Origin of the sequence: Streptomyces sp. NEAU-W12, assembly GCF_026242095.1 — a bacterium.
Taxonomy (GTDB): Bacteria; Actinomycetota; Actinomycetes; order Streptomycetales; family Streptomycetaceae; genus Streptomyces.
Genome location: NZ_JAPJDM010000007.1, coordinates 164,050 through 177,887, shown reverse-complemented (window position 1 = coordinate 177,887; position 13,838 = coordinate 164,050). Strand labels below are relative to the sequence as shown.

The following is a 13,838-nucleotide window of genomic DNA, read 5'->3' as shown; positions in this document are numbered from 1 at the left end:
GAGAGGGCTCGCCGTGAAGACGTACGTTTTCCCCGGTCAGGGATCACAGAAGAAGACGATGGGAGGCACCCTGTTCGACGAGTTCGAGTCGCTCACCCGGGCGGCCGACTCGATCCTGGGCTACTCCATCAAGGAATTGTGCCTGGAGGATCCGGACAACCGGCTGAACCGGACCGAGTTCACCCAACCCGCCCTCTACGTCGTCAACGCGCTGTCGTACTACAAGAAGCTGCAGGAGTCGGAGCGGCCGGACTTCCTCGCCGGTCACAGCCTCGGGGAGTTCAACGCCCTGCTGGCGGCCGAGTGCTTCAGCTTCGAGACCGGACTGCGGCTGGTGCGCAAACGGGGCGAGCTGATGGCCCGGGCGCAGGAGGGGGCGATGGCGGCCGTGCTCAACGCGTCGGCACAGGAGATTCGTACCATCCTCGACGACAACGGGCTCACCTCGATCGACCTGGCGAACTTCAACTCCGCTTCACAGATAGTGATCTCGGGCCCGCCGGAGGACATCAAGGCGGCCAAGCCGCTCTTCCAGTCCGGAAAACACCTGTTCGCCCCGCTGAACACCAGTGGTGCCTTCCACTCGCGGTACATGGAGCCGGCGCGCCAGGAGTTCTCCCGCTTCCTGGACACCGTGACCTTCTCCCCGCAGAAGGTTCCGGTCATCTCCAACGTGACGGCCCGTCCGTACGAGGACCACCGGGCCAAGGAACTGCTGGCCGGGCAACTGACCGGCGCGGTGCGCTGGTCGGACAGCGTGCAGTACCTTCTCGGGCTGGGCGAGATGGAGTTCAAGGAGCTGGGGCACGGCAACGTCCTGACCAAGCTGATCAACAAGATCCGTCGGGAGGCGCCGCAGCAGCCCCAGCAGCAACCCCGGCCCACCGCCGCTCAGCCGCCCCTGTCCGCAGAGGAGTTGGTGCGGCAGTGGAACGAGCGGAATCCCGTCGGAACCCGTGTCCGATCCAAGGTCGGCGAATATCAGGACTTGGAGACCGCCACCCCGGCAACGGTGCTTTTCGGCCACCGGGCGGCGGTGTACATGATCGGTTATCGCGGATACTTTGACCTTACTGAGATCGAGTCGGTCAATTAGTGTGGCGCGCCAGGAGGATTGGCGGCAGGCGTGGAACTGCCGTCAGCCAGGGGAGGGAATCTCATGATGCCTGTGGGCATTGAGGCCATGAACGTCTTCGCGGGTACGAGTTACGTGGACGTCAGCAACCTGGCGGTCCACCGCGGACTCGACACCGCCCGGTTCGAGAACCTCCTGATGAAGGAGAAGACCGTCGCGCTGCCGGACGAGGACCCGGTCACGTTCGGGGTCAACGCGGCGAAGCCGATCATCGACGCGCTGAGCGAGGAGGAGCGCGACCGGATCGAAATGGTGATCACCGCGACGGAGTCGTCCTTCGACTTCGGCAAGTCGATGAGCACGTACTTCCACAGTCTGCTCGGTCTGGGGCGCAACTGCCGCCTCTTCGAGATCAAGGTCGCCTGCTACTCGGGTGTGGCCGCCCTGCAGACCGCGGTGAACTTCGTGCTGTCACAGACCTCGCCCGGCGCGAAGGCGCTGGTGATCGCCACGGACCTGACGCGGTTCATGGTGGCCGAGGGCGGTGACGCCCTGTCCGAGGACTGGTCCTTCGCCGAGCCCAGCGGCGGGGCCGGCGCGGTCGCCATGCTCGTCAGCGACAACCCGAAGATCTTCCAGATCGACGTCGGCGCGAGCGGCTACTACGGCCACGAGGTGATGGACACCTGCAGGCCGCTGCCCGACAGCGAGGCGGGCAACGCCGAACTGTCACTGCTGTCCTACCTCGACTGCTGCGAGAACGCCTTCCTGGAGTACCAGCGGCGCGTGGGCCACGTGGACTTCGTCGACACCTTCGGCTACCTGGCGTTCCACACCCCCTTCGGGGGCATGGTCAAGGGCGCGCACCGCAACCTGATGCGCAAGCTGAACAAGGCGCGCCCCGCGGTCATCGAAGAGGACTTCACGCGCCGCATGGGGCCGGGCCTGACGTACTGCCGACGGGTCGGCAACGTCATGGGCGCCACCACGATGCTCTCGCTGGCCAGCACCATCGACAACGCGGACCTGTCCGGCGGCGCCCAGCGCGTGGGGTGCTTCTCCTACGGCTCCGGGTGCTGCTCGGAGTTCTTCAGCGGCGTCGTGCGGCCGGAGAGCCAGCAGCACCTGCGCCGGATGGGCATCGCCGCGTCCCTGGACGACCGGTACGAGCTGGACATGGACCAGTACGATCTGCTGCTCAAGAACAACGACGCGGTCAGGTTCGGCACGCGCAACGTCGAACTCGCCGGCTCCACGCTCCCCGAGGCCAGGGCCTCGCGCAGCCGTGAGCGGCTGTTCCTGAAGCGGATAAACGAGTTCCACCGGGAGTACGAGTGGAGCTCCTGACCGGCGTCGCGTACGAGACCGTCGAGGTCCGGTTCGCCAACGAGATCTGCTTCCTGCGGATCAACCGGCCCGAGGCCGAGAACCGGATCAGCAGCCGCCTGGTCGAGGAGTGCGCGAGGGTCGTCGAACTCTGCGAGCAACACGCCAAGGTGCTCGTCCTCGAAGGCCTGCCCGACTTCTTCTGCACGGGTGCCGACTTCCAGGAGATCAGCTCGGCGCCGCAGGGCGACGGCTACCAGCGGTCGCACGCCGAGGCGCTGTACGACCTCTGGCTGTCGATCGCCCTCGGCTCGTTCGTCTCCGTCGCGCACGTGCGCGGCAGGGTCAACGCCGGGGGAGTGGGCTTCGTGGCCGCCTGCGACGTCGTCCTGTGCGAGGAGAAGACGGTCTTCAGCCTGTCGGAGCTGCTGTTCGGCCTGATGCCCGCGTGCGTGATGCCCTTCCTCATCAGGAAGGTCGGCGTCTCCAAGGCCAACTACCTGACCCTGATGACCCAGCCGGTCACCGCGAGGCAGGCGCTCGACTGGCAGTTGGTGGACGCCTGCGAGGACAACAGCGCCAACCTGCTCCGCAGGCACCTGCTGCGGCTGCGCTACCTGTCGAAGAGCGGCGTCGCGCGTTACAAGAAGTACCTCGGAGCGCTCGACGACAGGCTGGTCGCGTCCCGCGAGAAGGCGATCGAGGCGAACCGTGAGGTGTTCTCCGACCAGGAGAACCTGGCCAGGATCTCGCGTTACGTGCGTACGGGACAGTTCCCCTGGGAGGAGGAGTAGCGCATGCAGGACGATCCGGTGGGCTACACCGACGTCGGCGACGGCGTGGTGCAGATCACCATGCAGGACAGGGAACACAAGAACACCTTCTCCGGCCGGCTCATCAACGGCCTCAGCGAGGCGTTCGAACGGGTGGCGGCCGACAGCCGGTGCAAGGCGGTCGTCCTCACCGGCTACGACAACTACTTCGCCAGCGGCGGCACCAAGGAGAGCCTGCTCCAGATCCAGGATCGCCAGATCAGCTTCACCGACTCCCACATCTACGGGCTCGCCCTGGACTGCCCCGTCCCGGTCATCTCCGCGATGCAGGGCCACGGCATCGGTGGCGGGTTCGCCATGGGGCTCTTCGCCGACTTCGTCGTCCTCAGCCAGGAGAGCGTCTACACGACGAACTTCATGCAGTACGGGTTCACCCCCGGCATGGGCGCGACGCTGATCCTGCCCACGAAGCTCGGCTTCAGCCTGGGCCAGGACATGCTGCTCTCCGCGAGGACCTTCTACGGGCGCGACCTGAAGGAGCGGGGAGTCCCCTTCCCCGTACTGCGGCGCGCCGAGGTCCTGCCCTACGCGCTGGAACTGGCGGAGAACCTCGCAGAGAAGCCGAGGGTGTCCCTCATCACCCTCAAGGACCACCTCGTGTCGGACCTGCGGGCCGAACTCCCCTCGTACATCGAGCGCGAGGTGGCGATGCACGACAAGACCTTCCACCAGCCCGAGGTTCGCGACCTCATCCAATCCCGGTACCTAGGCGGTTGACGAGATGTCCATTCAAGAAGTGTTCGACCTGGTCGTGAAGCACACGTGCGAGGTCATACCCGAACTCGACGGCCACACCTTCGTGGCCACCGACTCGCTGCGCGAGCTGGGGGCCAACTCCATGGACCGGGCGGAGATCATCGTCATGACGCTGGAGGCGTTGTCGCTGTCCGTCCCGCTGGTCGAACTGGCCGGCGCGAACAACATAGGTGAACTGGCGAAACTCATCCATGACAAGTCCTGACCAGCGCGATGTGGTGATCACCGGCCTAGGGGTCACCACCGCGGTGGGGCAGGGCAAGGACGACTTCACCGCAGCGCTCTTCGAAGGCCGCCACGCCTTCGCCCCGATGCGCAGGCCAGGCCGGTCGCTGCCGGGCGACGAGTCGGCGACGCCGTTCCTGGGCGCCGAGATCGCGGAGCTGTCGGTACCCGAGGCGCTCCCCGCCCGGGTGCTGCGCACCGCGTCCCTCTCCGCCCGCGTCGCCCTGGCGACGATCTCCGAGGCATGGCACGAGGCGAGTCCGGACGACGTCGACCCGACCCGCATCGGCCTGGTCGTCGGCGGGTCCAACATCCAGCAGCGGGAGTTGACACAGGCGCACGCCCGGCACGCCGACCACCCCGAGTTCGTACGCCCCACGTACGGCCTCGCCTTCATGGACAGCGACCTCTGCGGTCTGTGCACGGAGCTGTTCCCCGTCCGCGGCTTCGCCCACACGCTGGGCGGGGCCTCGGCCAGCGGCCAGCTCGCCGTCCTGCAGGCCGTGCGGGCCGTGCGGTCGGGCCAGGTCGACGTGTGCATCGCCCTCGGGGCGCTGATGGACCTCTCGTACTGGGAGTTCCTGGCGTTCCGGTCCATGGGCGCCATGGGCTCCGCCCGCTTCGCCGACGACCCGGGCTCGGCGTGCCGGCCGTTCGACCGGCAGCGCGACGGGTTCGTCTTCGGCGAGGCGTGCGGCGCGGTCGTCGTGGAGCGGGAGGGCGCACGCCGCCACCCCGAGCCCTATGCCCGGGTGCTCGGCATGGCCACCGCCGTGGACGGCAACCGCAACCCCGACCCCTCGCTGGCGGGAGAGATCAGCGTCATCGAGGGAGCGCTGGCGGAGGCCGGTCTGACGGCGGGCGACGTCGAGTACGTCAACCCGCACGGGACCGGCTCGGTGATCGGTGACGACACCGAGCTCCGCGCCCTCGCCGAGTGCGGCCTGGGCCACGCGCGGATCAACGCCACCAAGTCGATCACCGGGCACGCGCTGACCGCCGCGGGCGCGGTGGAGGTCGTGGCGACGCTGCTGCAGATGCGGGAGCGGCGGCTGCACCCCACCCGCAACCTGGTGGACCCGGCGGACCCGTCCTTCGGGTGGGTGCGCGAGGAGTCACTGCCGTACGAGTTCGAGACCGCCCTCAGCCTCAGCATGGGGTTCGGCGGCCTGAGCTCGGCGATCTGCCTGCGGAAGTGGCGATGACCAGACCCGTCGTCTTCATGTACTCGGGACAGGGGTCCCAGTACTTCCACATGACGCGTGAGCTGTACGAGCACAACGCCCGCTACCGGCTCTGGCTGGAACACTGCGACGAGATCGCCTCGCCCCTGATCGGGAAGTCGCTGCTGGACACGGTCTTCGACCCCCGGCGGGACAGGAGCGACCCGTTCGACTCCCTGCCGGACTCCAGCGCGGCGCTGATCTGCGTCGAGTACAGCCTCACGCGCGTCGTCCAGGAACTCGGCCACGAGTGCGACTTCCTCCTCGGCTACAGCCTGGGGGAGATCACCGCGGCCGTGGTCGCGGAGGCGCTGCCCCTGGAGGACGGCATCGGCTTCGCGGTGGAGTTCGCGCGGCTGCTGGAGCGATGCAGCCCGCGCTCCGGCATGCTGGCGGTCGTCGGCTCGCAGGGCCTCCTGCGGACGCACGAGTCCCTGTTCGCCGACTGCTGGGTGACGGGGCGCAACTTCGAGGGGAACTTCGTCGTGAGCGGGCGCGCCGCCGACATCGACGTGCTCGAACGCGCGCTGGAGGCCGAGTCGGTCCTGTGCCAGCGGTTGCCCGTCGACTACGGCGTGCACACCGAGCTGATCGACCCCGTCGAGGAGCAGGCCCGGCGCCTCATGGACTCCCTGAGCTTCGCGCCCCCGCAGACCCCCGTCATCTCCTCCGCCACGGCGGAGAGGGTCGACGAGGTGTCGGCCGACGGGATCTGGGCGGCCGTGCGGGAGCCCGTCGAGTTCTCCCGCACCATCGAGAAGGTGACCGCCGCGGGTGGCGCGACGTTCGTCGACCTCGGCCCCAGCGCCACGCTGGCCACCTTCGTGAAGTACATCGTCGGACCGGGCGGCGGCTCCTCGCACGTGAGCGCCGTCAACCGGTTCGGCAACGACGTGAAGTCGATGGACGACTTCCAGGCGTTCATGGCAGCGCTGTGACGTTCCCACACCATCCGTTCGGCACGGTTGCCCGATGTCGACAGAGCATGATGGAGGAGTTGTGCCGATGAGTGACGGCAGCCCGATGCCGAGCGATGCCGAGCAGCAGGCGTTCGAGCAGAACCCGCACCTGCTGTACAGCGCCCTGCGGGCGGAGGCCCCGGTCAGCAAGGTGACCGCGCCAGGCGGCCTCGGCGTGTGGATGGTGACCCGCTACGCTGACGCCCGCCCCGCCTTGAGCAGCACCAAGCTGTCCAAGAACGTCGAGGTCGGACAGAAGGTGATCGAGCAGAACACCGACAACGAGGAAATGCGGCTGATGTTCGCGACCGAGCTGTCGGCGCACATGCTCAACTCCGACCCGCCGGTCCACACCCGCCTGCGCAAGCTGGTCAACAAGGTGTTCACCCCGCGGGCCGTGGAGCGGCTCCGCCCCCGGATCGAGGAGGTCACCACGGACCTGCTCGACGCGATGGAGCGCGAGGGCCGGGTGGACCTGATGACCGCCTTCGCGGCCCCGCTGCCGATCGCGGTGATCTGCGAACTCCTCGGTGTCCCGCTGCTCGACCAGGACAAGTTCCGCGGCTGGGTCGCCGCACAGCTCTCCGGTGACCCGGAGCGGCTCGCCGAAGCCGCACCCGCCCTGCTGGCGTACCTCGACGGACTCGTCGAGAGCAAGCGCACCAACCCCTCCGAGGATCTTCTCACCGACCTGGTGCACGCCAGCGACGGGAACGACAAGCTCAGCGCCCAGGAACTGGTCTCCATGGCGTTCCTGCTGCTCGTCGCGGGCCACGAGACGACGGTGAACCTCATCGGCAACGGCGTGCTCGCGCTGCTGCGCCACCCGGACCAGCTCGCCGCGCTGCGCGCCGACCGCTCGTTGCTCCCCGGCGCCATCGAAGAGTTCCTGCGCTACGAGGGCCCGGTCAACACCGCCTCGCTGCGGTTCACCACCGAGCCGGTCGAGCTGGGCGGGGTCGTCATACCGGAGAACCAGCTCGTGGTGGTCGCCGTCGCATCGGCCAACCGCGACGAGGACCAGTTCCCCGATGGTGACAAGCTGGACATCACCCGGGAGACCGGCGGCCACCTGGCGTTCGGCCACGGCATCCACTACTGCGTGGGCGCCCCGCTGGCCCGCCTTGAGGCCGAGATCGCGTTCGGTCGGCTGCTCGACAGGTTCCCCGACATCCAGCTGGACGTCGACGGCGAGGACGTGCGCTGGAAGCCCGGCACGGTGCTGCGGGCGCTGAAGGAACTGCCGGTGCGCGTCAGCACGCAGTAGCCGGGCACGGGGCCGCGGGGGGGGGGCGCCCCCCCCCCCCCCCCCGCCCCCGGGGGGGGGGGGGGCGCCGGGGGGGGGGCGCGGCACCACGCAGTCGCGGGGCCCGGGCCCGGGGGGCCCGCGCCCCCGCGCGGCCCCCGCGGCCCCGTGGCAGGGGATCAGCCGGCGCGGTGCTTGGCCACGACCTCTTCGAGCTGCGGAACCAGCCCGTTGAGCGAGGGGGCGGCCAGGATCTCGTCGCGCAGCGCGGTCGCGCGCTCGGTGAACCGGGGCTCGGTCAGGAGGCGGTGGACGCTCTCCTTGATGTTCTGCCCGGTCGCCTCGGAGGTGTGGATCTCCAGCCCCGCGCCCTGCTCGGCCAGCTTGCGCGCCAGGAGCGGCTGGTCGAAGTGGTAGTGCAGGGACAGCTGCGGCACCGGGTGGCGCGCGGTGGTCGCGAGGGTCGCTGCCCCCGCGTGGTGGATGACGGCCGAGCACGTGGGAACGATGGCGTGCCACGGCACGTAGGAGACGAGGCGGACGTTGTCCGGAACCTTCCCGAGCTTCTCCTGCTCGCTCTCGGCGATGGTCGCGACCAGCTCGATGTCCAGCTCGGCCAGCGATTCGAGGATCTCACCGAGCGGGATGTTGTAGCCGTTGAAGACCTCGGTCGCGGTCAGCCCCAGGGTCATGCCGACCCGCGGACGCTCCGGAGCCGTCTTCAGCCAGTCCGGTACGACCGCCGGGCCCCCGTACCCGATGAACTGCGTCTGCAGGACGTCCAGGCTGGTGTCGAGCTGCAGGCTGCGTGGGAACTGGTCGATCGTCACGTGGCCGGTCGTCATGTCCTCACTGAACTCACCGCCGAACGCGCGCGCGTGACCGCCCAGCCAGTCAGCCAGCGGGTCCAGCTGCTCCGCTTCGGGCTGCTGCGCCTTGAGCCGCAGGTAGATGTCGCGGGTCGCGCCGAACACGTCGGCGCCGAAGACCACGCGCGCGTGCGCCGCACCGCACGCCTTCGCCGTGATGGAGCCGATGTAGCTGAAGGAGTCCCAGACCACCAGGTCCGGCTTCCAGTAGCGGGCGAACGCCACGAGGTCGTCGATCACCGCGGCGGCCTCGCCGCCGTGCGCGCCCTCCACAGCGGCCTTGTGGCTCTGCGAGGTGCGCTCCCAGGTCGTGCCCTCCGGGTCCTCCGCCACGTCCCACGGCGGGGTCAGACCGGGCCGGATCGATTCCAGCAGCTCCGGGTACTGGCGGCCGAACTGCCACTTGTCGAAGTCGTCCCCGACGGGCACCGCGGTGAGCCCGGCCTGGGTGATGGTGGGGGCGAAGCGCGGTTGACTGGCGATGAGTACCTCGTGCCCGGCCGTGCGCAGCGCCCACGCCATCGGCACGAGGTACATGAATATGTTCTTCTCAGGGTTGACGGTGAAAAGCACGCGCATGATGAGGACTTCCTCGGTTCGGTTCGGCGGAAGCAACGGTTACGCGGCCTGGTGGGACCCGTTTCCGGTTCAGGCTCCGGCACCCCGGTGGTGTGACGAGAACGTCCCCCCAGACTCCTGGGCCACACATTACGCGTGATGCCTCCGAAGATGGAAAGATCATCGAAGTTCCTCCTCCCTCCCGGCTCATGTGGAGTTCCGGTGGAGTTTTGGACCTTGAACCGCTGCCCAACGGACGGGCCCACTGGTAGCGTTCGAGGAGTTTCGGCAGGTGGAGCCGTGTCTACTGATCTACTGAGGAGCTCAGATGAGCACTGGTATATCGCTTCCCAAGCCCGAGGAAGTCGGTGCGTTCTACGATGCGGCCAACGGTCTGATCGCCCAATTCCAGGGCGGCAGCATGCACTACGGCTACTGGAACGGCCCCGAGGACAACAGCACCTTCGAGGAGGCGTCCGACCGGCTGTCCGACATCATGATCGACAAGTTGGGGCCCGGCCCCGACGACCGGGTGCTCGACGTCGGCTGCGGCGTGGGCACGCCAGGCGTGCGACTGGCCACCAGGACGGGTGCGGAACTGGTCGGCATCTCGATCAGCGCCCGCGACGTGGAACTGGCCAACGCCCGTGCTGAGCGCGAGGGATGCGCGGACCGGGCGCGCTTCCAGCACGCCAACGCTTTGGAGATGCCCTTCGACGACAACTCCTTCGACCACGTCCTGGCACTTGAGTCCATCGTGCACATGCCGGACCGGGTACAGGCGCTCCAGCAGATCGCGCGGGTGCTGCGGCCCGGGGGTTCACTGGCGCTCACCGATTTCGTGGAGCGCCAGCCCGTCTCCGCCAACCTGCCCAAGCCCTCGCTGCTGAAGAGGATCCAGGGCAGCATGGTCGAGAAGGTGCAGCAGGCGGCGCTGGCCAAGGTCATGGAGTCGTGGCACACGGCTCCGCTGGTCAGGGCGGCGGACTACACGTCGTTCGCCTCCGCCGCGGGCCTGGAGGTCGTAGAGGTCACCGACATCAGCCAGCACACCAAGTACACCGCGCAGCGGTTCTACGGGGCGGTCTACGAGTACGCCAAGCACAACGAAGTCCCGCCGGAGGTCAAGAGGATCCTGCAGGCGGGCCCCGGCGAGAAGCGGCTGCACTGGCTGATCGAGGACGACCCGGCGGTCGGTGTGATCATCGCGGTGCTGCGCCGCCCCTCGCGGGGCTGAGCCGGCTACCGGCCGTCGGTCCGCTGGGCAGAGCGGGCGGGTTCCCGCACCGCGCTCAGGTGGTACCGCCAGGTGTCGGCCAGCCCTTCGGCGATGCCGATCTCCGGCCGCCAGCCGAGGACTTCCGCCGCGCGTCCGATGTCCAGCCACACATCCCTGCGGTCGAACGGGCGAGCCGGTTCGCGTTCCACGGGAACCGGCCGCCCCACCGTGGCTTCCAGGAACTTGTGCAGGTCGTCCAGCGAAGTCGGCTCACCGGCACCGATGTTCAGCACGGTCGTCCGGTCCGCAGCGCGCAGCGCGTCCGCCCTGCACAGCACGGCGAGCATCGAGTTCGCCACGTCGTGGACGTGCACGTAGTCCCTGCTCGACCCGCCGTCGCCGAGTATTCGCAACTGTTCGCCGGCGAGCACTGCCTGCATCCAGTGTCCGATCACGCCGTACCCCGCAGCGGTTCGCTGCCCGGGGCCGTACGCGTTGGACAGTCGCAGCACAACGGGAGCGAGCCAGTCCGACGCGGCGGCCAGCGCTTCCTCCTGCTCCAGCTTGGCCTTGCCGTAGGTGTTGCTCGGACCCACGGGTGACTGCTCGTCGTACGGCGGTTCGCACCGCGATTCGTACACGGTGCCGCCCGACGCCGCGAGCGTCACGACCGGCCGGCGCGGATTCTCGCGCAGCGCGTCGAGGAACGTCCGGAAGGAGGCGACCTCCTGGGCGGCGCGCTCGGGTTCATGCTGGGCGATCGCCGGACTGATCCGGCTCGCCAGATAGAAGACCGCGTCGCAGCGGCGGAGCGCGGGGTCGAGCCGGGTACCGTCAACGGCCGGTGCCGCGCTGGTGAACGCGAGTGCCTCTACTCCGGCTCTGGACAGTGTGCGCATGACGCTTCTGCCGAGGAAACCCCCTGCGCCGACGACGGCCACGACGGGCGCGGGCCGGTGGTGGCCGTCGTGCGGCAAGAGTGCTGCGGGCATCCTTATCCCCCCAATGAAGAACCGGCGACCTGTCACCGGTCAGGAAACTGGGACCAGACCGCCCGCGCGCTCGGAGACTTCCGGATCATGAAACCGAACGAATGGCGCTGAAGATCGGCAATTCTGGTCAGAGAAGGTGCGGTCAGGGATAAGCGGATGCGCACCTTGCAGTGCGGCGACCCGCTCTTCGTCGATACGACACCGTGTCGATACGGAACAGTGGGGCACGAGGTCCTGCCCGCCGGTAGCCGCGATCACCGTCAACGCACCTTACCAGTCCCCTGGTTTCACTACTACACCTCACCAATCAACAACTAAGGCGCGGATGGTGTCGATGTCCGGGCCGAAATGCTCTTGATGCGGGAGCTGTTCAGGAGGACCGGATGAACCCCAGGTGGCGGGCACCCGGTTCCGTCGCACCGGACCTCCGGCGCGTTGACCGATGCCGTCCAAATCCGTTCAAGATCGAGCCGAGTTGACCACCAACAGCTAGTATCGCGCGCATGACCACGAGAAGTGATGCGGTCGCCGAGCGCCGACCGGCCTACCTGTCAGACCTCGCCGCCGGAACCGAGCGGTTCTTCGAGGAGCGCAGCGAATCCTGCCCGTGGTGCGATTCCAGGCAACTCGGTGTCCTGCTGCGCACGACGGACGTGATGCAGCACAAGCCGGGCGTCTTCGTCCTGGAATCCTGCAAGGAATGCGGGCACGTCTTCCAGAACCCCCGGCTGAACGACGACGGGCTCGAGTTCTACTACCGGGACTTCTACGACGGTCTCGGCGAAGAGAACATGAACAAGATCTTCGCGACCAAGCGCGCCGGGCACGACGGGCGGACCCGCATGGTCGCCGCCCAGGTCAAGCCCAAGCAGTGGCTCGACGTCGGCACGGGGCACGGGCACTTCCTGGCCGACGCGAAGAGGATGCTGCCGGACACCGAGTTCGACGGGCTCGACCGGACCGACGGAGTACTGATAGCCCAGCAGAAGGGCCGGGTCCGCAAGGCGTACCAGGGCAGCTTCGTCGACTTGGCCCCCGGGTTCGCCGCTGAGTACGACGTGATCAGCATGTACCACTACCTGGAACACACCGCGGACCCCAAGGCGGAGATGGCCGCCGCAGCGGCGGCCCTGCCGGCGGGTGGGCACCTGGCCATCGAGCTGCCCGACCCGGAGTGCGCCTGGGCCAAGCTCCTCGGCAAGTGGTGGATCTCCTGGCTGCAGCCCCAGCACCTGCACATGATCCCGATCGCGAACCTGCGCTCCGAGCTGAGGTCCCTGGGGCTGACCGTCGTCTCCGAGCAGCGGGCCGAACCGCACAACGGGCAGGACGTCGTCAGCGCCGCGGTCCTGGCGATCAATGCCGGGCTGATCGGCGGGGAGGACCTGGCGTGGCGACCGGCCCCGCCGACCCGCGCCCGTGCGCTGCTGCGCAAGATCTCCTTCAACGCGAGCGTGCCGGTGCTGGCGCTGGCCTACCTGGTGGACCGGGTCTCCGCGGCGGTCGGAGGCGGTCGCGGCCTGTCGAACACGTACCGGGTGCTCGCGCGCAAGACATCCTGACGGGACGAGGTGACCGGGCGCCCGGCCACTCCTCACTCTCTCCTCACCCCCTCCATGCGCTCACCCATTGCGCCCGGCCTCTCACTCAGTGTTGCCGGTGTGTCGACTTCAAGTCTGTGACCAGCTGCTTTCCGAGTTGGCTGAGCACGGGCTTGACCTTGACACGGTGAGAAGCTTTCTACTTGGGCGCAGGAGGTGGTCCCGATCAACACGACCAACGCGACCGCGCAGCACACCCGCTTGATCAACGCTCTGGGTGCCCAGGACTCTTCGGTCCGGCTTCAGGCGGCCCTGACGGCCGGCTCGAACCCCGACCCCGTCTTCCTGGAGACCCTCGTCGAGCGGTGCGCGGTCGAGCCCGACTTCTTCGTACGAGACATGCTCTCCTGGGCACTGATCCGTCTCCCGCCGGAGATCACCCTGCCCCGGATCCGCAAGGAGCTGGACTCCGAGCGCAATCAGGCCCGCAGCCAGGCGCTGCACACGCTCTCCAAGATCAACGACAAGAGCACGTGGGCCTGGATCACCCGCGACATGCTGCGTGACGCCGACGACGAGGTCGCGCGGACCGCGTGGCGCGTGGCGGTCGTCCTCGTACCCGAGGACGAGAGGAAGGGCCTGGCCGAGGAACTGGTCCTACAGCTCGGCCGCGGCAACCGCAACGTGCAGCTCAGCCTGAGCCGGGCCTTCGTCGACCTCGGCGAGGTGATCAAGCCCGTCCTGGAGAAGGCCGCGAGCCACCCGGACGCGGACGTGGCGGCGCACGCCCGTGCCACCGAGCTGCTCCGGCAGAACCCGGAGACCGGTTTCGACGCGGCGATCGAAGAGGCGAAGCGCACGGTCAGGCTCGGCCCGGACCGCGCGGCCGCGGCCGAGGCGGCGGCGGCGGGCATCCGGGCGGGGGAGACCACGGAGTCCGCGGCGGGGGCCGAGCAGACCGAGTCGGCCGACCGGACCCGGGCCGCCGAGTCCGCGGAGAGCTAGGAGACCGCAGG

The 13,838-nt window shown here is 68.4% G+C and carries 13 protein-coding genes; 11 read left to right on the top strand and 2 right to left on the bottom strand.

Annotated features, from left to right (window positions below):
• Positions 1–13: 13 nt before the first annotated feature.
• The 8 genes from fabD to ORI94_RS11150 all read left to right on the top strand — a co-directional run bounded on the left by fabD (position 14) and on the right by ORI94_RS11150 (position 7,664).
• Positions 14–1,096: an ACP S-malonyltransferase gene (gene fabD / locus ORI94_RS11185; RefSeq protein WP_266074323.1), complete on the top strand. Its 1,083-nt coding sequence runs from the start codon at positions 14–16 to the stop codon at positions 1,094–1,096.
• 66 nt (positions 1,097–1,162) lie between these two features.
• On the top strand, positions 1,163–2,422 hold the full coding sequence (locus tag ORI94_RS11180) for a hydroxymethylglutaryl-CoA synthase family protein (RefSeq protein WP_323056039.1): 1,260 nt from the start codon (positions 1,163–1,165) through the stop codon (positions 2,420–2,422).
• On the top strand, positions 2,410–3,195 hold the full coding sequence (locus tag ORI94_RS11175) for an enoyl-CoA hydratase/isomerase (protein ID WP_266074321.1): 786 nt from the start codon (positions 2,410–2,412) through the stop codon (positions 3,193–3,195). Before ORI94_RS11180 ends, ORI94_RS11175 begins: the two co-directional genes overlap by 13 nt.
• A gap of 3 nt (positions 3,196–3,198) precedes the next feature.
• Positions 3,199–3,951, top strand: a complete 753-nt coding sequence (locus ORI94_RS11170; RefSeq protein ID WP_266074320.1) for a polyketide synthase — start codon at positions 3,199–3,201, stop codon at positions 3,949–3,951.
• A 4-nt stretch (positions 3,952–3,955) separates the two neighbouring features.
• A complete protein-coding gene (locus ORI94_RS11165; RefSeq protein ID WP_266074319.1) occupies positions 3,956–4,195 on the top strand; it encodes an acyl carrier protein in 240 nt (79 codons plus the stop codon).
• Positions 4,182–5,420, top strand: coding sequence for a beta-ketoacyl synthase N-terminal-like domain-containing protein (locus ORI94_RS11160; protein WP_266074318.1), 1,239 nt, complete (start codon positions 4,182–4,184; stop codon positions 5,418–5,420). Before ORI94_RS11165 ends, ORI94_RS11160 begins: the two co-directional genes overlap by 14 nt.
• Positions 5,417–6,376, top strand: coding sequence for an acyltransferase domain-containing protein (locus ORI94_RS11155; RefSeq protein ID WP_266074317.1), 960 nt, complete (start codon positions 5,417–5,419; stop codon positions 6,374–6,376). The genes ORI94_RS11160 and ORI94_RS11155 overlap by 4 nt, the downstream gene beginning before the upstream one ends.
• A gap of 67 nt (positions 6,377–6,443) precedes the next feature.
• Positions 6,444–7,664, top strand: coding sequence for a cytochrome P450 family protein (locus ORI94_RS11150; protein ID WP_266074316.1), 1,221 nt, complete (start codon positions 6,444–6,446; stop codon positions 7,662–7,664).
• Between the two features lie 158 nt (positions 7,665–7,822).
• Here the strand turns inward: ORI94_RS11150 and ORI94_RS11145 are convergent, their stop codons facing one another.
• Positions 7,823–9,091 (bottom strand): activator-dependent family glycosyltransferase, encoded by a 1,269-nt coding sequence (locus ORI94_RS11145; RefSeq protein ID WP_266074315.1) that lies wholly within the window; start codon positions 9,089–9,091, stop codon positions 7,823–7,825.
• Positions 9,092–9,398: 307 nt separating this feature from the next.
• On the opposite strand from ORI94_RS11145, the gene ORI94_RS11140 reads away from it, so the two are divergent.
• On the top strand, positions 9,399–10,307 hold the full coding sequence (locus ORI94_RS11140; protein ID WP_266074314.1) for a methyltransferase domain-containing protein: 909 nt from the start codon (positions 9,399–9,401) through the stop codon (positions 10,305–10,307).
• A gap of 5 nt (positions 10,308–10,312) precedes the next feature.
• Here ORI94_RS11140 and ORI94_RS11135 read toward each other — a convergent pair whose 3' ends face one another.
• Positions 10,313–11,281 carry an NAD-dependent epimerase/dehydratase family protein gene (locus ORI94_RS11135; protein WP_266074313.1) on the bottom strand — a complete coding sequence of 323 codons (969 nt, stop codon included), beginning with the start codon at positions 11,279–11,281 and terminating at the stop codon, positions 10,313–10,315.
• A 503-nt stretch (positions 11,282–11,784) separates the two neighbouring features.
• On the opposite strand from ORI94_RS11135, the gene ORI94_RS11130 reads away from it, so the two are divergent.
• Positions 11,785–12,843 (top strand): class I SAM-dependent methyltransferase, encoded by a 1,059-nt coding sequence (locus tag ORI94_RS11130; protein ID WP_266074312.1) that lies wholly within the window; start codon positions 11,785–11,787, stop codon positions 12,841–12,843.
• A 195-nt stretch (positions 12,844–13,038) separates the two neighbouring features.
• Positions 13,039–13,827, top strand: a complete 789-nt coding sequence (locus ORI94_RS11125) for a HEAT repeat domain-containing protein (protein WP_416237799.1) — start codon at positions 13,039–13,041, stop codon at positions 13,825–13,827.
• Positions 13,828–13,838 lie beyond the last annotated feature (11 nt).